The 18,523-nt window shown below is 51.2% G+C and carries 15 protein-coding genes; 12 read left to right on the forward strand and 3 right to left on the reverse strand.

Annotation, left to right across the window (positions count from 1 at the left end):
* Positions 1 to 5: 5 nt before the first annotated feature.
* The 7 genes from QOL41_RS06275 to QOL41_RS06305 all read left to right on the forward strand — a co-directional run bounded on the left by QOL41_RS06275 (position 6) and on the right by QOL41_RS06305 (position 7,494).
* Positions 6 to 1,919 (forward strand): fumarate reductase/succinate dehydrogenase flavoprotein subunit, encoded by a 1,914-nt coding sequence (locus QOL41_RS06275; RefSeq protein WP_283429067.1) that lies wholly within the window; start codon positions 6 to 8, stop codon positions 1,917 to 1,919.
* Positions 1,919 to 2,695, forward strand: coding sequence for a succinate dehydrogenase/fumarate reductase iron-sulfur subunit (locus QOL41_RS06280; protein WP_283429068.1), 777 nt, complete (start codon positions 1,919 to 1,921; stop codon positions 2,693 to 2,695). The genes QOL41_RS06275 and QOL41_RS06280 overlap by 1 nt, the downstream gene beginning before the upstream one ends.
* A 226-nt stretch (positions 2,696 to 2,921) precedes the next feature.
* Positions 2,922 to 4,256 (forward strand): LuxR C-terminal-related transcriptional regulator, encoded by a 1,335-nt coding sequence (locus tag QOL41_RS06285; protein ID WP_283429069.1) that lies wholly within the window; start codon positions 2,922 to 2,924, stop codon positions 4,254 to 4,256.
* Positions 4,257 to 4,415: 159 nt separating this feature from the next.
* Positions 4,416 to 5,204 (forward strand): amino acid ABC transporter substrate-binding protein, encoded by a 789-nt coding sequence (locus QOL41_RS06290; RefSeq protein ID WP_283429070.1) that lies wholly within the window; start codon positions 4,416 to 4,418, stop codon positions 5,202 to 5,204.
* Positions 5,204 to 5,863: an amino acid ABC transporter permease gene (locus tag QOL41_RS06295; protein ID WP_283429071.1), complete on the forward strand. Its 660-nt coding sequence runs from the start codon at positions 5,204 to 5,206 to the stop codon at positions 5,861 to 5,863. Before QOL41_RS06290 ends, QOL41_RS06295 begins: the two co-directional genes overlap by 1 nt.
* Positions 5,864 to 5,871: 8 nt before the next feature.
* The gene (locus QOL41_RS06300) at positions 5,872 to 6,636 is read left to right on the forward strand and encodes an amino acid ABC transporter ATP-binding protein (protein ID WP_173653829.1); all 765 of its coding nucleotides are present in this window, start codon (positions 5,872 to 5,874) and stop codon (positions 6,634 to 6,636) included.
* Positions 6,637 to 6,696: 60 nt separating this feature from the next.
* Positions 6,697 to 7,494 (forward strand): transporter substrate-binding domain-containing protein, encoded by a 798-nt coding sequence (locus tag QOL41_RS06305; RefSeq protein WP_283429072.1) that lies wholly within the window; start codon positions 6,697 to 6,699, stop codon positions 7,492 to 7,494.
* On the opposite strand, the gene QOL41_RS06310 is transcribed toward QOL41_RS06305, so the two are convergent.
* From QOL41_RS06310 to QOL41_RS06320, 3 genes are all read right to left on the reverse strand, one after another.
* The gene (locus QOL41_RS06310) at positions 7,495 to 8,274 is read right to left on the reverse strand and encodes a hypothetical protein (protein WP_283429073.1); all 780 of its coding nucleotides are present in this window, start codon (positions 8,272 to 8,274) and stop codon (positions 7,495 to 7,497) included. It lies immediately after the preceding gene.
* Between the two features lie 16 nt (positions 8,275 to 8,290).
* Entirely contained in the window at positions 8,291 to 9,262 is a 972-nt protein-coding gene (gene floA, locus QOL41_RS06315) for a flotillin-like protein FloA (RefSeq protein ID WP_283429074.1), read from the reverse strand.
* Positions 9,263 to 9,742: 480 nt separating this feature from the next.
* Complete coding sequence (locus QOL41_RS06320; protein WP_283429075.1) at positions 9,743 to 11,317, reverse strand: NfeD family protein; 1,575 nt, start codon at positions 11,315 to 11,317, stop codon at positions 9,743 to 9,745.
* 460 nt (positions 11,318 to 11,777) lie between these two features.
* Here QOL41_RS06320 and QOL41_RS06325 point away from each other — a divergent pair, with 460 nt between their 5' ends.
* The 5 genes from QOL41_RS06325 to QOL41_RS06345 all read left to right on the forward strand — a co-directional run bounded on the left by QOL41_RS06325 (position 11,778) and on the right by QOL41_RS06345 (position 18,515).
* Positions 11,778 to 13,886 (forward strand): pectate lyase family protein, encoded by a 2,109-nt coding sequence (locus QOL41_RS06325; RefSeq protein ID WP_283429076.1) that lies wholly within the window; start codon positions 11,778 to 11,780, stop codon positions 13,884 to 13,886.
* 366 nt (positions 13,887 to 14,252) lie between these two features.
* Entirely contained in the window at positions 14,253 to 15,821 is a 1,569-nt protein-coding gene (gene leuA2, locus QOL41_RS06330; RefSeq protein WP_283429077.1) for a 2-isopropylmalate synthase LeuA2, read from the forward strand.
* Positions 15,822 to 15,830: 9 nt separating this feature from the next.
* Positions 15,831 to 16,196 (forward strand): hypothetical protein, encoded by a 366-nt coding sequence (locus QOL41_RS06335; protein ID WP_283429078.1) that lies wholly within the window; start codon positions 15,831 to 15,833, stop codon positions 16,194 to 16,196.
* Between the two features lie 22 nt (positions 16,197 to 16,218).
* On the forward strand, positions 16,219 to 17,208 hold the full coding sequence (locus tag QOL41_RS06340) for a fibrobacter succinogenes major paralogous domain-containing protein (protein ID WP_283429079.1): 990 nt from the start codon (positions 16,219 to 16,221) through the stop codon (positions 17,206 to 17,208).
* A gap of 29 nt (positions 17,209 to 17,237) precedes the next feature.
* Positions 17,238 to 18,515: a pyridoxal phosphate-dependent aminotransferase gene (locus QOL41_RS06345; RefSeq protein ID WP_283429080.1), complete on the forward strand. Its 1,278-nt coding sequence runs from the start codon at positions 17,238 to 17,240 to the stop codon at positions 18,513 to 18,515.
* Positions 18,516 to 18,523: the final 8 nt, after the last annotated feature.

Genomic DNA, 18,523 nt, shown 5'->3' on the forward strand with positions numbered 1-18,523 from the left:
CACTAATGATTCTTGATTCTAAAATCCCCGGTGGTTCCATCGAAGAAAAGTGGACCAAGCATAAGTTCGAACTCAAACTCGTGAACCCCGCCAACAAGCGTAAGTTCACGGTGATCGTGGTGGGTACTGGCCTTGCCGGTTCTTCCGCTGCCGCATCTCTTGCCGAACTTGGTTACAATGTCAAGTCTTTCTGCATCCAGGATAGCCCCCGTCGTGCACACTCCATTGCTGCTCAGGGTGGTATCAACGCTGCTAAGAACTACAAGAACGATGGCGACTCTGTTTACCGTTTGTTCTACGATACCGTGAAGGGCGGTGACTTCCGCGCTCGCGAAGCCAACGTGCACCGTCTGGCTGAAAACTCCAACCTCATCATCGACCAGTGCGTCGCCCAGGGCGTTCCGTTCGGTCGTGAATACGGTGGCCTCCTTGACAACCGTTCCTTCGGTGGTACGCAGGTTTCCCGTACGTTCTACGCTCGTGGTCAGACGGGTCAGCAGCTCTTGCTCGGTGCCTACCAGGCTCTCATGCGCCAGGTTGCTGCCGGTAAGGTCAAGATGTTCCCGCGTCGCGAAATGATGGACCTCGTCGTGATCGACGGCAAGGCTCGCGGTATCATCGTGCGTAACCTCATCACTGGCGAACTCGAAAGCCACGTGGCCGATGCAGTCTGCCTTTGCACCGGTGGTTACGGTAACGTCTATTACCTTTCTACCAACGCTCAGGGTTCTAACGTGACGGCTGCTTTCCGTGCTTACAAGCGCGGCGCTCTGTTCGCCAACCCCTGCTACACTCAGATTCACCCGACTTGCATTCCTCGCCACGGCGACCTGCAGTCCAAGCTCACCTTGATGAGCGAATCTCTCCGTAACGACGGACGTATTTGGGTTCCGCGCAAGGCGGGCGATACCCGTAGCCCGGACCAGATTCCTGAATCTGAACGTTACTACTACCTCGAAGAAAAGTACCCGAGCTTCGGTAACCTCGTTCCGCGTGACGTGGCTTCCCGTAACGCCAAGCAGGTTTGCGACGCCGGTCTCGGCGTGGGCAACACCAAGCAGGCTGTGTACCTCGACTTCGCAGACGCTATCGAACGCATGGGCGTTGCAGGCGTTTCTGCCAAGTATGGTAACCTCTTCCAGATGTACGAAAAGATCACCGACGAAGATCCGTACAAGGTTCCGATGCGTATCTTCCCGGCCATCCACTATACCATGGGTGGTCTCTGGGTTGACTACGATTTGATGTCCACGATTCCGGGCTGCTTTGTTCTCGGTGAAGCCAACTTCTCCGACCACGGTGCAAACCGCCTCGGTGCTTCTGCTCTTATGCAGGGCCTCTCCGACGGTTACTTCGTGATTCCGTTCACCATCGGTGGTTACTTCGCTGGCACCAAGCTCGAAAAGGTTTCCGAATCCGACGCTGCCTTCGAAGACTGCAAGAAGCAGACCGAAGAACGCATCCACAAGCTCCTTTCCATCAAGGGTCACCGCACTGTTAACGATATCCATCGTGAACTCGGTAACATCATGTGGGAATACGTGGGCATGGCCCGTAACAAGAAGGGCTTGGAAACTGCTCTCGAAAAGATCCCGGCTCTCCGCGAAGAATTCTGGCAGAATGTCAACGTGCTCGGTTCCGAAGGTTCCTTCAACCAGAACCTCGAACGTGCCGGCCGTGTGGCTGACTTCCTCGAATTCGCCGAAGTGCTTACCCTCGACGCTCTGCACCGCGAAGAATCTTGCGGCGGTCACTTCCGTGAAGAAAGCCAGACCGAAGAAGGCGAAGCCAAGCGCGACGACGAACACTTCTGCTACGTGGGCGCCTGGGAATACAAGGGCGACGGCGTGAAGCCGGAACTCTCCAAGGAACCCCTTACCTTTGATAACGTCCACCTTGTTACTAGGAGCTACAAATAATGAGCGGACTCAATTTGACTTTGAAGATTTGGCGTCAGAAGGATGCCAAGACCAAGGGACAGTTCGAAACTGTCAAGATCAACGATGTTTCTCCGGACATGTCCTTCTTGGAAATGCTCGACATTGTGAACGAAGAACAGATGAAGCAGGGCAAGGAAGGCTTCGCTTTCGACCACGACTGCCGCGAAGGTATTTGTGGTATGTGCTCTCTCGTCATCAACGGTATGCCGCACGGTCCCGACCATGCAACGACTACCTGCCAGCTTCACATGCGCAAGTTCAAGGATGGCGATACCATCGTGATCGAACCGTGGCGCGCCGCCGCATTCCCGGTTATCCGTGACTGCGCCGTTGACCGTACCGCTTTCGACCGCATTATCGCTGCTGGTGGTTTCGTTTCTGTGAACACCGGTGCCGCTCCTGAAGCATCCGTGATCCCGGTTCCCAAGGCTGATGCCGACCGCGCCTTTGACGCTGCCGCTTGTATCGGTTGCGGTGCCTGCGTGGCCGCTTGTAAGAACGCTTCTGCAATGCTCTTCGTTTCTGCGAAGGTTTCTCACCTCAGCTTCTTGCCGCAGGGCAAGGTCGAGGCCAAGAAGCGCGTTCTCGCCATGGTCGCTCAGATGGACAAGGAAGGCTTCGGCAACTGCACGAACCTTTACGAATGCCAGGCTGCATGCCCGAAGGGTATCACCGTGGATTACATCGCCAAGATGAACCGCGAATACCTCGGCGCTACCGTGACCTACGCCGAAAAGGTTTATGGCAAAGACTAGCAAGCCGAGCGTCGCGGCGAAGTGCTTGCATTTCGCCATGACCGAGGCGCCGCGAGTCTGCGCTTAAGCCCGTAGGGCGCAAGCGCAACGACTAATTCGATTATATAAAAAGGGACCGCAGCGATGCGGCCCTTTTTGGCATATAAATGAAATAAATAAAAAAAACAGATGTTTTTTATGGTTGAGTTTCTATAAAATCTAACTTTATAGATATATTTGCTTATGTATGGCAGAGCCTTGTAAATGTTTAACATCGCGACAAAAGGAAATCCTCTCCTTGCTTCGTAAGGGGCTTACGAATGCTGAAATTTGCAAGGCGTTGAACATTTCGGCGAATACGGTCAAGGTGCATTTGGCCAACATTTACAAGATTCTCGATGTTTCGAACAGGACCGAAGCGGTGTCTGTCGATATTGAAGAAAGTAATGAAAATTCAGCTGTTGACGAAGAAATCCACATCGCATTTATAGATGGGAAATCCTTGGACGGTTGTTCCCCCGCAAAAGAGCTTTACCTATCTATCATACAAGCCTTGAACCGGTATCGGCTTTTTTCGATCAACGAGAGTGAAGAAGCTTCGGCTCCGGCAACGTATCAAGTCAAAATATCCCCGGTCTTGAATAAGGAAAATACCTTCTTTGTAACTCTATACAAAGGAAAAACGGCAGATATTCTTTGGTCGGAATCGCTACAGGTTAACGCTAACGACGATTTTGAACTGATGGGGACGCAGGTGGCAATGCAAATCTTTAGGCTATTGTTCCATTCGGCGGCGCAGACTTATGAACAAAATAAAGAATTGTTTCCCCGGTGGTGGTATGCCACTTCTTTTGCCAATGTCAAAATAGATAATATCTGCCGGGATTCGTTTGATGAAATAATCAACGAATTGGAGCCGTTGGCTAAAGCGGAGAAAAGCCCCATATTTGTACCCTATACGCTTGTTTGGGCCTATTATGTTGCCATAACGGAATCCTGGGTGAACGCTAAAGAGTATGTTGCAAAAATAGAATCGCTTGCCTGTGCTGCAATGCGGAAGAATCCCTATTCTGTATACGCCCAGTTCATGATGGCGGTATACAATATGGCGATTGGGAACAAGAATGGAGCAGTTCCTTACCTTCGGCAGATTTTGGCGGATCTTCCGCAGTGTGTTAGGTCTCGGCGTATTTTGGTTCAGCTCTGTATGTTTGCGGGGCAAATGGACGAGGCCTTGCATTTGCTGAATGAAGGCTCCCGATTTATTAAAGGGCCAGAAGGCGTGCTCCTTCATTCTACACCAAGGGCGTTCATCTTTTTCTTGCAGGGCAAGTTTGCGGAATGTGAAGAAACGTTGAATCAAGTTTTGATGTTCCATCCGGAATCGACCTTAGCAAGGCTTATGCTGATTGCCTGCAATAACAAGAGGGGCAATTTCAAGGAAAGCGAAAAGCATAGACAAGTGTTTTTTGAATACCATCCGAATTTCCAGAAGTCTGACCTGGAGCAAATTCTGAAGGGGATTCCTTCGCCGACGAAGGAAACGCTTCTTGATAGCGTTAGCAACGTTTTTACGCTATAAAACAAGCAAAAATAACCCGTTTGGGCTATAGACAAGTAATACCGTCGTTGTTTATTTTTAAAAAGGTTAGGGGATTTTTTATTTCTAAACACCTCGCTCATGACGGTTTAATTTTAGATCGTCATGAGTTTTTTATATTTGGTAAAAAAGGAGTTTTCTATGAAAAAAATCTTTGCGATGCTTGCGGCGTTTGCTTGTGCCGCTGTTTTTTCTGCCTGTAACGACCAAAAGGCAGAACAGTCTACTGCTGACGAATCCCTGAACAAGGTGAAGGCTGCAGGCGAGTTCGTGCTCGGTCTCGATGACTCCTTCCCGCCGATGGGTTTCCGCGACAAGGACAACAACATCGTGGGTTTTGATATTGACCTTGCTACAGAAGTTTGCGCTCGCCTGGGCGTGAAACTCAAGACGCAGCCGATTTCCTGGGACGCCAAGGAACAGGAATTGAATACCGGCAAAATCGACTGCATTTGGAACGGTATGAGTGTGGACAGCGCTCGCGCCGCCGCAATGAATTTGAGCGATGCATACCTCACGAACCGTATGATCTTTACCGTGAAGGACAAGGCTCTTACAAAACTCGAAGCTCTCAAGGGCAAGAAGATTGCCGTGCAGAACGGCTCTACCGCCCAGAAGTTGCTCGATGCTTCCGAAGCGGGCAAGGCTGCCAAGGAAATCGTTCCGTTTGATGACAACCAGACGGCTCTCATGGATTTGGACAAGGGCGGTGTCGATGCCGTGTTCCTCGACGAAATCGTAGCTAAGTACTGGATCGTTGAAAATGCTAAGGACTACATTGTCCTCGAAGAAGGCCTTTCGGACGAAGTCTATGCCGTTGGTTTCCGCAAGAATGACAAGGCTCTCCGCAATGCCGTGAACTCGACCTTGGCTGCAATGAAAGCTGATGGCAAGTTTGACGAAATCTATGCCAAGTGGTTCGGTAAGTAGTGTCTGACTTAAGTTCTCTGTTGCCTATCCTTTGGGGCGGTTTCTGCACGACGCTCGCCATATTCGGGCTGACGCTCCTGTTCTCGATTCCGCTCGGTCTTTTGATTGCCGTGCTCAAAATGAGCAAGTGGCGAGTGGTGCGTTACCCGGTGTCATTCTACATCTCGGTGATGCGTGGAACGCCGCTCTTGTTGCAGATTGTGGCAATTTATTTTGGCTCGTATTACCTGAGCGAATATTCGGGACTCGGATTTTCGTTTGACCGATTCCCGGCGGTGATTGTCGCTTTTTCGATAAACTATGCGGCGTACTTTGCCGAAATTTTCCGCGGCGGAATCCAGTCGATTCCTAAAGGACAGTACGAGGCCGCCTACATGCTCGGCATGACCCGTTCGCAGACATTTTTCCGTATTATTTTACCACAAGTGGTAAAGCGCGTGGTGCCCGCGAGTGCAAACGAAGTGATTACCTTGGTAAAGGATACATCGCTTGCGCAGGTGATTGCAGTGACGGAACTTTTTGCTTTGGCCAAGAAACAGCAGGCGGCATACGCCAGCATTTATCCGCTGTTCGTGGCAGGTGTGTTCTACTATGTGGCAAACCTTTTGCTGAGCGTGCTTTTCGCCTATCTGGAACGCAAGCTCGACTACTATAAGTGAGGTCCGTGATGCCGATTCTTAAAGTGGAACATGTCAAGAAATTGTTTGGCAACTTGAATGTGCTTAAGGATATCTCGTTCGAACTGAATGCGGGCGAGGTGCTTTCGATTATCGGTCCGAGCGGTTCCGGCAAGAGTACGCTGTTGCGTTGCATTACCCAGCTTGAAACGGTGAACGGCGGCTTGGTGCAGGTCGATGGCAAGGATATGGTGCAGTCGGGTGACAAGGGAACTCCGGTGTATGCGCCGGCAAAGGTGCTGCGCGAAATCCGCCTCTCCACAGGGCTCGTGTTCCAGAACTTCAATCTGTTCCCGCATTTGACGGTGCTCCAGAATCTTTGCCTGGCTCCGGTGCGTGTGCTGGGTGTTTCCCGTGAACAAGCTCGTGAAACGGGAAAATCTCTGCTCAAGCGTATGGGCCTCGAAGGCAAGGAAAAGGCTTACCCTTGTGAACTCAGCGGTGGCCAGCAGCAGCGAGTGTCCATTGCCCGCGCCTTGGCCATGAACCCGAAGATTCTTTTCTTTGACGAACCGACTTCTGCGCTGGATCCGGAACTCACCGGCGAAGTGCTCAAGATTATCAAGAAGCTAGCCGAAGAAAAGATGACCATGGTTATCGTGACGCATGAAATGGCTTTTGCCCGCGATGTGGCGGACAAGGTTATCTTTATGGACGGCGGCTATATCGTCGAACAGGGAACTCCAGATTTCGTGTTCAACCAGTCTGGGAACGAACGCTTGTCGCAGTTCTTGTCAAGATTCTCTAAAAATTAAACTCATAGCATATAGCTCTTTTTGCAAATATTTCTTATCTTTTAACGCAAAGGAGCTAATATGAATAGGTATTTCGCATCTGCGGCCTTTGTTGCCGCTATTGCTTTTTCCGTTGTATTTTCAGCTTGTAGTGAAAAGAATGATTCTACACTGAATCAAGATCAGTCTTTTGAAAATGTGAAAAAAGCTGGCGCTTTGGTAATGGGCCACATGGGTGATTTTCCGCCCATGGTCTTTATGGATAAGGACAGCAATTTTATAGGGTTCGATGTGGACCTTGCAAATGAAGTTTGCGCTCGCTTAGGGGTGAAACTTGAATTGCGTTTGATTTCTTGGTCGGATAAAGAAAAAGCTTTGTATGATGGAAACATTGACTGCGTTTGGGACGGTATGAGTGTCGATGAAAAGCGTGCTTCGGATATGAATCTGAGCGACCCTTACCTCACCAACAGATTGGTTTTCATGGTAAAGAACAAGGCTTATAATAGTCTTGATTCCTTGAAGGGCAAAAAGGTCGCTGTCCAGAAAGCTTCTACGGCTTGGTCTATGCTGGAACAGTCCGAAATGAAAAAGGACATGAAGGAAATTGTGCTGTTCGAAACGTTGAGCCTTGCTTTGGAAGCCTTGGTGCAAGATTCTGTTGACGCCGTGTTCGGAGACGAAGTGTCCGCCAAGTACTGGAATGTTTTGAATAACAAGGATTTCGTTGCCTTGGAAGATGGCTTGCACAATGAATTTTATGCCGTCGGTTTCCGTAAGGCTGACAAGGCTCTCCGCGATACAATAAATGCCGTCCTTACTTCGATGAAGAAAGACGGCAAATTCGTTGATATTACAGTCAAGTGGTTCGGTAAATAGTTACCGGTACTGAGCACTCCAGCGGCGCTTGAAGCGGGGCTCGTCTAGGACTTTGGCCCAGATGAATCCCTTGCGCACGTCGGTGAGACTCCTGGTCGAAACAAGGGGCGCACGTCGCGGAGCCTGTTCGGTTCCGTTTGCGGTATCATTTCCCATGATTGCGGCTGCAGATTCGCGTGCAGACTTGGCACGTTCTTCGAGAGCATTTAATTCTCGCTGACGTTCCAGTTCCTTGCGACGCAAATCTTCCGTTTCAGAATCAGAGTCATCCTGAGCCTGTCGAAGAGCCTCATTTCTTTCTTGCTCGGCACGCTTTTCGTGACTGAGTAAGTTGTCGAGTTCTTCCAAGTCATGCACGAGCACGTCGCAGTCGCCTTCGCCCATGTCGTGGCCCACAATGCGGTGGGCTTGCAAATCCATCAGCATTTCGGCGGCGGTATTTTCGTCAACATCGAATTCTTCCATCAAGAATTCCAAGTTGATAAAATCCACCCCGATCACGACTTCGGCAATGTCGCGAAGTGTGAGCGGCTGATCCGGATCGCGCCTTTCCACAGGGGGCGTGGGCGGCTCGATGTTGCCTTGGGTCGCCTGACGTTGTGCGTTTTCGAATTGGCGAATCAAATCTTGCAGGGACCGCGGCGGCTGATTGCCTTGCGGTTCAGCCGGCTCTGCATTACGCTGGCGGGGGAGCGGCTTTTGCTGCTCCTTGGCCTTGTTCGCCATACTCTGGATTATCGCAACAACGACTGCGATGCCTATGAAGATTAGGGTTTCCATATTGCCCTACAATCGCTTACTTGGCCTCGGGTGCGCTGCCGATTTCCTTGCGCATCTGCGTGTCGGCTTCGATATTCTTGAGGTTGTAATAGTCCATCACGCCGAGCTTGCCGTCGCGAAGGGCAGATGCCATAGCCATCGGAATCTGGGATTCGGCTTCCACGAGCTTGGCCTTCATTTCCATGACCTTAGCCTTCATTTCCTGTTCGGCAGCGTATGCCATAGCGCGGCGTTCTTCTGCCTTAGCCTGTGCAATCTTCTTGTCAGCTTCGGCGCGGTCGGTTTCAAGGATAGCACCAATGTTCTGACCCACGTCTACGTCGGCGATATCGATCGAAAGAATTTCGAATGCGGTACCGGCATCAAGGCCAGAGGCGAGCACCTTCTTAGAAATCATGTTCGGATTTTCGAGCACGTCCTTGTGGCTCTTTGCAGAACCGATAGAAGAAACGATACCTTCGCCCACGCGAGCGACCACAGTGTCTTCGCCTGCGCCACCCACCAACTTCTGGATGCTTGCGCGCACGGTAATGCGGGTCACGGCATGCAGCTGAATACCGTCGAGAGCCACAGCGGAAACCTTCGGCGTTTCAATCACCTTCGGGTTCACGGACATCTGCACGGCTTCGAGCACGTTACGGCCTGCAAGGTCAATAGCGGCGGCTTCCTTAAAGTCGAGCTTGATGTTTGCCTTGTTGGCAGCAATCAAAGCCTGAATTACGCGGAGCACGTTACCGCGGGAAAGATAGTGGGCTTCGAGCAGGTTGGTGTCTACGGGCAGGCCTGCCTTGCAGCTAAGAATGCGGGCTTCCACAATCACCTGCGGCGGAACCTTACGCAGGCGCATACCGATAAGCTGGAAAATGCTCACGTTTGCCTTGGAGAACAAGGCCTGCAGCCACAGGCTGAAGAACTTGCCGATAAAGGCGAGGAGGATGATGACGGCAATAGCCGCGATAATGATTCCGACGATTAAAAGAGTGTCCATTTTTTTTCTCCGGTGTTATTTTCTTTAATTTACGTTATTTGTCTTCGTCAAAAAAAGATTCTTTGATTTTTTTTCGAATTTGAGGAACATAGAAAAGATAAAATATTGAGAGACCGTCAATGATGATGGCGGTTATCAGCCATTTCACATGAATTAAATGATATAAATCAAACAGTTCTCCAAGTATCGAACATGTTAGAACAAGAGCGAACGGAGCGATGAATATTTGTATCCATATGGAGGGGAAAAAGATCAGCTTTCGTGCTGTGTCCGCACTGATGTTTTTCTTAAAGACCAGTAAGTGTAGCAGACTGATAGGGGCGCCTAATACAATTGGCAATGTTAGAAGCAGAAGAAGTAGTACTGTAAAATCTTCGCTTTTTCTAGTGTTCAATATTGCCATGGAATAGAGAGGCGCAATGGAGAGCAATATGGAGCTCACCATTGATAGGAATATTAATTTTTTACTCTGAAATTTTTTCATTTTTCGCTTGATGAACTGGCCCCGACCCAAATGTGGCCTTCCTGTATGGATTCTACCTTCACGGGAGTGCCTGCTTCGATGATTTCGCCGTGGGTCTGAACGTCAAACAGTTTTCCGTTAATGAGCGCTTGGCCTACCGGGCGCAGGAACGTCTTGGCGATGCCTTCGTCACCGATTGCAACTTCCTGGATTGCTTCGGTGGGCGAGGCGGCGGTTTCCAAGTCAGTCTTGAGCATGGGCGTCCAGCCTTCGGGCAAAAGCGGAATCAGGTACTTGCTTGCGGCGATCGGGAATACGAGTGCGATTGCCGCACAGCTTAACATATAGAGTAGCCCGATTAGCCAGGGCGTGGCGTCAAAAGTCGTTTCGATGGTTTCGGGCACGTATTCGGGCATTTCCGAGGGCTCGAACGAAAGCGCGAGTGCAAGAATCATGCACACGATACCGCCGATGCCGAACAGGAATGTTCCCGGCATCACGAAGATTTCGACCAAGAACAGCACCACGCCGGCCACCAGCAGAATCGCCGGAATGTAGCCGTCAAGTTGCGGGGCGAACTGTCCGAGGAACACGATGCCGATGAGAATGATGCCGATGATTCCGAACAAGCCAAAGCCCGGCGTCTTGAATTCGATGTAGAGCGCGCCGAAACCGAGAATCAAGAGAAGGCCAGAAATCGCGGCGATGGCCGAGGCGATGTCTTCGCCGAGGGTGGTTTCGACTTCGCTTCTGCTTTCGATGGCGAGCTTGGTTTCAAATTCGTCGCGGCTCTTGAAGGTGCCCTGCGAGAATCCGAGTTCCAACGCTTCCTTGTCGGTCATGGTCAGAAGTTCGCCTTCTTTCACGAGAATCTTCGGGGCGCCCCAGAATGCCTTGGTGGCGCTGTCGAGGACTTCATACTTGGAGCCTTCGATAATGAGCGTGGTGTCGCGCTGAGACTTTTTACCCTTGTCGAGCGTGGCGGTGAGTTCAAGAACTTGGAGTTCCGGCGTTACGAAGGCGGAACTCAGGAGTTCCGGATAACCGTTACGCTGGGCAAGGTTCCTGAATTTGGCACGGAGCGGGGACTGAATCTTTTCGCCGACGATTTGCGGAGTGCCGTCGCCGCCCTGCACGATGGGGGCGCAGTCGCCAATCGTGGTTGCTTCGAGCATGTAAAGCTTTTGGCAGGCGAGCGCGATAAGGCTGCCCGCACTAATCGCTTTCTTTTTCACGAGCGCGATGGTGGTCGGGCCCTTGACGGCCATAATGGTGTCCACCAGATCGAAGGCTGCGTCGAGGCGGCCGCCGAAGGTGTTGATTTCAAAGACGATGTAGTCCGGGTTTTCCTGGAGCGCGTCATCGATGGCGCGGGCGCAGAAATCGTACATCGACGGTTCTACGTCACCTTCCAGCTTAATCCAGACTGCATGCTTTTTAGTTTCTTGTGTAATGACCGAATCGCTTTTGTCATTCCCGGCTTGACCGGGAATCTCTTTTGCGGAATCGACTGGGGCGATTGATGTGGTGTCGGCAAAACAGAATGCCGCAAGCACCAAAAGGGTGGAAAAAATACGCTCAAACAACTTCATACCTCCAATATATGAAGATTTTTGCCTAAAAAGTGGAAAATCTCGCGAAAATAGCTTAAAAAGATCATGGGAAGACTTCCTCGGCCCGCTGTCATGCCGGGCGTAGACCCGGCACCTCCTTTGATGCTTGCTAAAGGGCCACACGGATTGTACTAAAGTACTAAATGCTAGGCTCGGAAGTAGGATTGCGAGCAATCCTGTTTCGCTCGCCTTACGCATTTATCGAAAATGCCTAACGGCATTTTCATAACCTTTTGTTTTGTCTTAACAAGAATCACGTTAGTGATTCACAATCCGTGTGGTAATTCAATAGATTTTACTGTTTTCTTGAATTTTGAGAACATTTTAAATTGTAAAATCTTCAAAAATATCAAATAAATATTGATTTTTGTATTGCTTTTGTCGAATTTTTAGTTTATATTTTGAGAAGAAATTTGAGAACATTTTCAAAAAGGGATGGATGAATATGGTTTCAACAGGTTCCAAAATGGTTTCTAGGGTGGCGCTTGGTGTTGCGTTGCTCGGATTTGCCGGGGCTTATGCCCAGGTAACGCTCAGTTCTGCCGAAGGCTGGCTCGAATCGGCTTTTGCCGAATGGGCTTCCGACGGTTCGGACAGCTACAATGTTTACTATTCGGGCGCTGGCGCAAGCAACGTCAAGGTAGACGGCCAGCTTGTTCGCAAGTACGGCTCCAAGTACCGTGTTGACGTGGTCGGCCTCAAGGCCGGTAGCTACACGCTCAAGGTGGCCTCTGTCAAGGGCGGCAAAGAAGGTGCTTCCACCACTTCGAAGTCCCTGACCGTTAAGGCCCATGATCGCGCGGGTTTCGCTTTTAGCAACGGCCATGTTCCGGGTGCTTATAAGACCGATGGTACGCTCAAGAGCGGCGCCGTGGTTCTCTATGTGACCGAATCGACCAAGAATACCATCAAGCTTGATGTGGTGACGAGCAGCAAGGGTGCTGTAACGGAATGCGTGGGCCTCCAGAATATCTTGACTGCGTTCAAGAAAGGCTATGACACGCGTCCGCTCGCCATTCGCTTGATTGGCAACGTGACCGATCCCGAAGTGACCGACAAGGGCGATATCTTGATTGACATGGGCAAAAAGGAAGGTGGCGCCATGACGATCGAAGGTATCGGTAACGACGCTACGGCAAACGGCTGGGGCATTCGTATCAAGAACGCTTTTGATATCGAAATCCGCAACATCGGTGTTATGAATGTCGATTCCGACGAAGGCGACAACATTGGCCTGCAGCAGGACAACCAGTACATTTGGGTGCACAACTGCGACTTCTTCTACGGCCATGCGGGTAGCGACAAGGACCAGGTCAAGGGCGATGGTGCCTTGGACTGCAAAAAGTCCACCTACGTGACCTTCAGCTACAACCACTTCTGGGATAATGGCAAATCAAACTTGCTCGGCCTTTCCGAAGGCACGACCGACGGCCTCTACATTACTTATCACCACAATTGGTACGACCATTCCGACAGTCGCCACCCGCGCGTACGCTTCTACAGCGCCCATGTGTACAATAACTACTACGATGGCGTGGCCAAATACGGCGCCGGTTCTACGAAGGGCTCTTCCGTGTTTATGGAAGCGAACTACTTCCGTAATTGCAAGTACCCGATGATGACGTCTATGCAGGGAAGCGACGTGTATGCTGGCGGCACCACTCGCGATACCAAGAACAATCCGACATTCAGCAGCGAAGATGGCGGTACGATCAAGGCCTACAACAACCACATGGAAGGTTCTTACACGTTCATTCCGTATGGTGCAAGCAAGTATGTGCTCAAGGGGGCTGAAACGGCTGCGGGCTCCATCGATACCAAGGCCGACTTTGACGCCTACGTGGTGACGAGTCGCAACGACAAGGTTCCGAATACGGTCAAGTCTTATGCCGGTGCGAATGCCTACAACAATTTCGATACCGACAATTCCGTGATGTACAGCTACACGGCGGATTCTCCGGCGCAGGCCATGGCGAATGTGCGTGCCTATGCGGGCCGCGTGCAGGGAGGTGATTTCAAGTGGACCTTTGACAACTCGGTGGACGATGCCGCCTACGAAGTGAACCAGAAGTTGAAAGATGCTCTGATGGCTTACAAGGGGAGCAACGGCGAAGTCATGGAATATGCAAGTTCTTCTTCAGTGAAGCCGGAATCCAGTTCGTCGGTGCAGTCTTCCAGCTCTGAGGCGAAGTCTTCAAGTTCCGAAGCCAAGTCCTCTAGCTCCGAAGAGGTTTCGTCTAGTTCCGAGGCAAAGTCCTCCAGCTCTCAGGAAGAAGTGGAAAGTTCTTCGAGCGAACAATCCCAGGCGATAGTCGCTAAGATGCAGGTGGCGTCCCCGATGCGCTATATCGCAAGCGAAAGCCGTCTTGAAATCAATGCGGATGTGCGCCGTCTGAACATTTTCGATGTGAATGGCCATGTCGTAAAGATGTCGACCGAAGCGGTGTCGCAGTCGAGTGTGGATTTGTCCAGCCTTAAGCCGGGCGTTTACCTAGTGCGCCTGGTGGCAGGCGGCAAGGCCTACCAGCAGAAAATTGTGAAACGATAGAGTGTCGCATAGTTCTTGCCGCGTTTTCTGAGGTGTTCGGGACGGCAAGAACTTTGTGTGGAGTAGCTCCCGGGCGTGCACGCCCGGGAGTTTTCAATTACTCTTGCCAAAAATCCCTACTTTTATTACCTTTCTGCACATGAACATGATTCTGGATCTACGACTTATTAACCTACTAGGACATTGCGCTGGAGCGCAAGCCGGTTTTTAAGCATAGGTTCAAGACGATTTTAGAGTTTTAACCCAAGGATTTAAACCATAAGGCCCGCTCCAATAAGGACGCGGGCTTTCGTTTTTGAGTCAAATTTCTATTTTTTAGACGAAAAATGAGCTTGCCGCCTTGTTGGACTGGCAAGGAGATAAAAAATGAGCGAAAATAAGAACACGATTGAAAGACAACCCTTCTTTTACGACGTCACGCTGCGTGACGGTAACCAGGCTCTTCCGAAGCCCTGGAACAATGCCCAGAAAAAGGACGTGTACCTGCAACTCTTGAAACTCGGCGTGCAGGGCGCCGAAGTCGGTTTCCCGGCTTCGTCCGAGATGGATTTCGAATCGTGTAAGGAACTTGCCCAGCTGACTGCCAAGATGGCCGAAGAAGGCGACGAAGTCGCAAAGCGCATCGTGGTCTCTGGCTTGGCCCGCTGCGTGGAAAGCGATATCCAGCGCTGCTGGGAAGCGGTGCAGTACGCTCCGCATCCGCGTATCCATACCTTCCTTGCCACAAGCCCGCTCTCTATGGAACATGTGCTGCACATGACTCCGGAACAGGTGAAGGAAAAGGCCGTTCATTGCGTGAAGTTTGCAAAGTCGCTCGTGGGTGACAAGGGCGATGTGGAATTCAGCGCCGAACATTTTGGCGACTGCCTCGAAAACATGGATTTTGTGATTGACGTGCTGAAGGCCGTGGTCGAAGCCGGCGCGACGACCATCAACCTGCCGAATACGGTCGAACGTTATCGTCCGTTCCTGTACGTGAATCAAATCAAGCAGGTGTACGAAGCCCTGCCGAAGAATATCACGATTTCGGTGCATTGCCACAACGACTTGGGCATGGCGACGGCTGCTACCGTCGAAAGTTTCTTCGTGGGCGCGACCCAGCTGGAAGTTGCCCTGAACGGGCTCGGCGAGCGTTGCGGTAACACGAACTTCTACGAAGTCGCGGTTGCGCTGCATAACTCCGGCGTGAATACGGGCCTGCACATGGAACGCATTTATGAAACGGCTATCTTGATTTCTCAGTGGTCGGGTATCAGCATCTATAGTCGCGCTCCGTTGATTGGCGCCGAAGCAATCGTACACCGTAGCGGCATCCACCAGGATGGCGCCTCCAAGACGAAGGACATGAAGAAGGGCGCCTACCGCCCGATCGACTACTCGATTATCGGTCGTCACCAGAACGATTCGCTCAGCTTTACAAGCCAGAGTGGCCGTACCGCCGTGTACGAAATCATCACGAAGTTCGGCTACAAGATGTCTTTGGCTGAAGCCGCTGAACTGCAGCCGATTTTGAAGGCTTGCAGCGAAAAGGAAGGCGAACTGTCTGCCGAACGCGTGCTGGATGTGTTCCGCGAACATTTCGTGAATGTGAACGGCCGCCTGATTTTCAACAACATCGAAGTCGTGCCCGACGAAAACCGCTTTATCTTCCACTTCAAGAAGGATGGCGAATCTTTGGTGAAGTCCGTGACGGCCGAAGGCCCGATCGAGGCGGCCCTTATGCTCATGCGTGAAATCGGCATGCCGGTCGAACTCGTGAAGTACCGCCAGCTTGTTGTACCCGAAAAGGACAAGGTCTGGGCAGGCCGAGGCCTCAGCCGCATTGTGCTGAAGGCGAACAACGTCGAAGTCGAAGGCCGCGGTGTGTCGAGCGATACGCTCAAGGCAAACATGCGCGCTCTCTTCGGTGGTGTGAACCTGCTGTATAAAAAATAGGAGGCTCCTATGCTCGAACAACTGAAACGCCCCTTCAAGAAACGCTACGACAAGGTCCGCTCTTATGCGGGAAACTTTGTCGGGCCTGTTAAGGAATCTGCGTCCAAGTTGTTCGCATTGTTCCCGAAGCTGGAGGCCTTTGCCGGTTTGGAAGACCAGGCTGAAGCTCCGGCCGAAGGTGAGATTGCTCCTGTTGAAGGAAACGGGAAACCTTCCGGCATAAAAGGCTTTATCGCAAAGTTCAAGGATTTTAAAAAATCTCTTAAGGGACTTTCTGATTTCCAGAAGTTGATACTCTTGACCATTGCTATTGTGCTCCCTGCAGGAATCTTTATCGCCGTTGCTCTTGCCGCAATCTTGCGCCGGAAGAAGTAAGGAATTTATAAAAGGAGGAAACATGAGGAATTATTTATGTGCGCTTATGCTTGCTCTATTCCTCGTTGCTTGTGATGACGGCAATAGTAGTAATCCTATCGTTGCTGGAGAATCATCCTCGTCAATAGAATCTAGTTCGCATGAAAATTCAAGTTCAAGTAGCTTGATTAAAGTAACGTCTAGTAGTTCCGTTTTGTCATCTAGTTCGTTGATTGTTTCGAGTTCTAGTGAACTCGATATTTCAAGTTCAAGCGATAATGATCCTTCTAGTTCTAGCGATAATGTCTTGAGTAGCAGTTCTGTGACGCTTGTTCCTCCTTGCAGGACCGATAGCACCGATGCCTGCGAATACGGAACGTTGACGGATGACCGCGATGGTCAGATCTACAAGACCGTGAAAATCGGTGACCAGTGGTGGATGGCGGAAAATTTGAATTATGCTTACACGGACGTTCCGCTTGATTATAGTCAAAACAGCACTTCTTTCACCTCCGATTCTACTAGTTGGTGCTATAATGATTCCGCCGAGTATTGCGCCAAGTACGGTCGTCTTTACACCTGGTCTGCGGCTATGGACAGCGCCGCTAAGTTTTCGGATAATGGCAAGGGTTGCGGTTATGGCTTATCGACATGTGAACGGAAGTCTCCTGTGCGCGGTGTTTGTCCTAGCGGCTGGCATATTCCGAGTGTTCAAGAATTTGAGACTCTATACGAAGCTGTTACAGAAGATCACTTTGCGGTCGAGTATAACGCGGGCTTTGTGCTGAAGTCTACGGATGAATGGTACCGTGGAGGCGGCAATAGTGACGCCTACGGGTTCTCGGCTTTGCCCGCAGGCCAAAGGCTTATCAGAGGGGCTTTTGTCGATAAAGGGTACTATGCGTACTTCTGGACCTCTGATCCGGCTTGCAATAACTGTGCAGACTATTATTTCTTGACCTACACCTACAAGAGCTGGCATCCAAGCGAAATAATGTACACTGGGTTTTCTGTCCGCTGTCTCAAAGACTAACCACTGTCTACTTCTAATTTCCTACTCGTATGCTTTCTTCCCGCTTGCCTAAAGATCTTTCGCCATCGCCGTTCTTTGCCGAGCTGGAACGCGCGAAGGCGTGCACGAAAAAGGATGCTGCCGAAGGCGGTCTTTCATTCATCGACATGACGATTTCTTCGCCTGTGAAGGCGGGGCTGCCGATTGATTTGAATGATGCGGTGGAGGAGGCACGCAAGGATTTCGGTTGCTGGAATCCGGATGCGGCGGGCTGGAGGTCGGCACGCGAGGCGGTGGTGGAGTATTACCGCGAACGTGGCGGAAACTTTACGGCCGGCCAGATTATTCTGACTGCAAGTACCAGCGAAGCTTACTCTGTTTTGTTCAAGACTTTCTGCGACCCGGGCGATGTGATTCTGACGCCGATGCCGGGATATCCGCTGCTTGATACGCTTGCGCAGCTCGAACATTTGGAATGCGCGCCGTATTTTCTGCAGCTGAAGCGAGAGAAGTCTTCTTTTAGATTCGTTCTCGATTCCGACAGCTTGTTGGCGGCTCCGGAGAAGGCGAAAATCTTGCTGCTGGTTTCGCCGCATAATCCGACGGGTCATTGCGTCTCCCGCGAAGAATGGAATGTGGCAGTTCGCTTCTGCGAAGATAACGACATGATTCTCGTGGTCGACGAGGTCTTCGGTGATTACGGCTTTTCGAACAAGGCCTCGCGAACATGGCAATATGTTTTCGGCGCGTGTCATCCTGGGCCCCGAAACAAGTTCGGGGTAAACTCCGAGCATCTCTGGGATGCGGGCGGTAACGACCTCATCAATCTGCCGGAGAACGGCCCCAAGTGCCCGATTTTCTGGCTGAACGGCCTCAGCAAGGCTGTGGGCTCGCCGCAGCTCAAGCTCGGCTGGATGGCTTTCTACGCCCCGCGTGAACGCTTCGAAGAAATCCGCGCGGCTCTCGAATTTGTGGAAGATGCCTACCTGAGTGTGTCCGCTCCGGCCCAGGCCCTCGGCACCGCGCTTTTGCCCAAGGCCCGTGCCTATGAATCTCAAGTTCGCGAGCGCCTGCTCGTAAACTGGCAGACACTCCGCGAAGCATTCCCGGCCAAGTACTGCCCCGAAGTTCTTGGTGGTTGGTATGCAGTCGTGCGCCTCGGTGAAGACGACGAGGAACTCACACTTCGCTTGCTGCGTGAAAAGCGTGTTCTTGTACAGCCCGGATTCTTCTTCGATTTTGATGAAGACGGCTGGGTGGTGATTAGCTTGCTGCAAGAACCCGCATCTTTCAAGGAAGCGGTGCAGCGAATGAAAGAACTGCAATAGCAGTTTAG

This window comes from Fibrobacter sp. UWB10, from assembly GCF_900182935.1.
GTDB lineage: Bacteria > Fibrobacterota > Fibrobacteria > Fibrobacterales > Fibrobacteraceae > Fibrobacter > Fibrobacter succinogenes_O.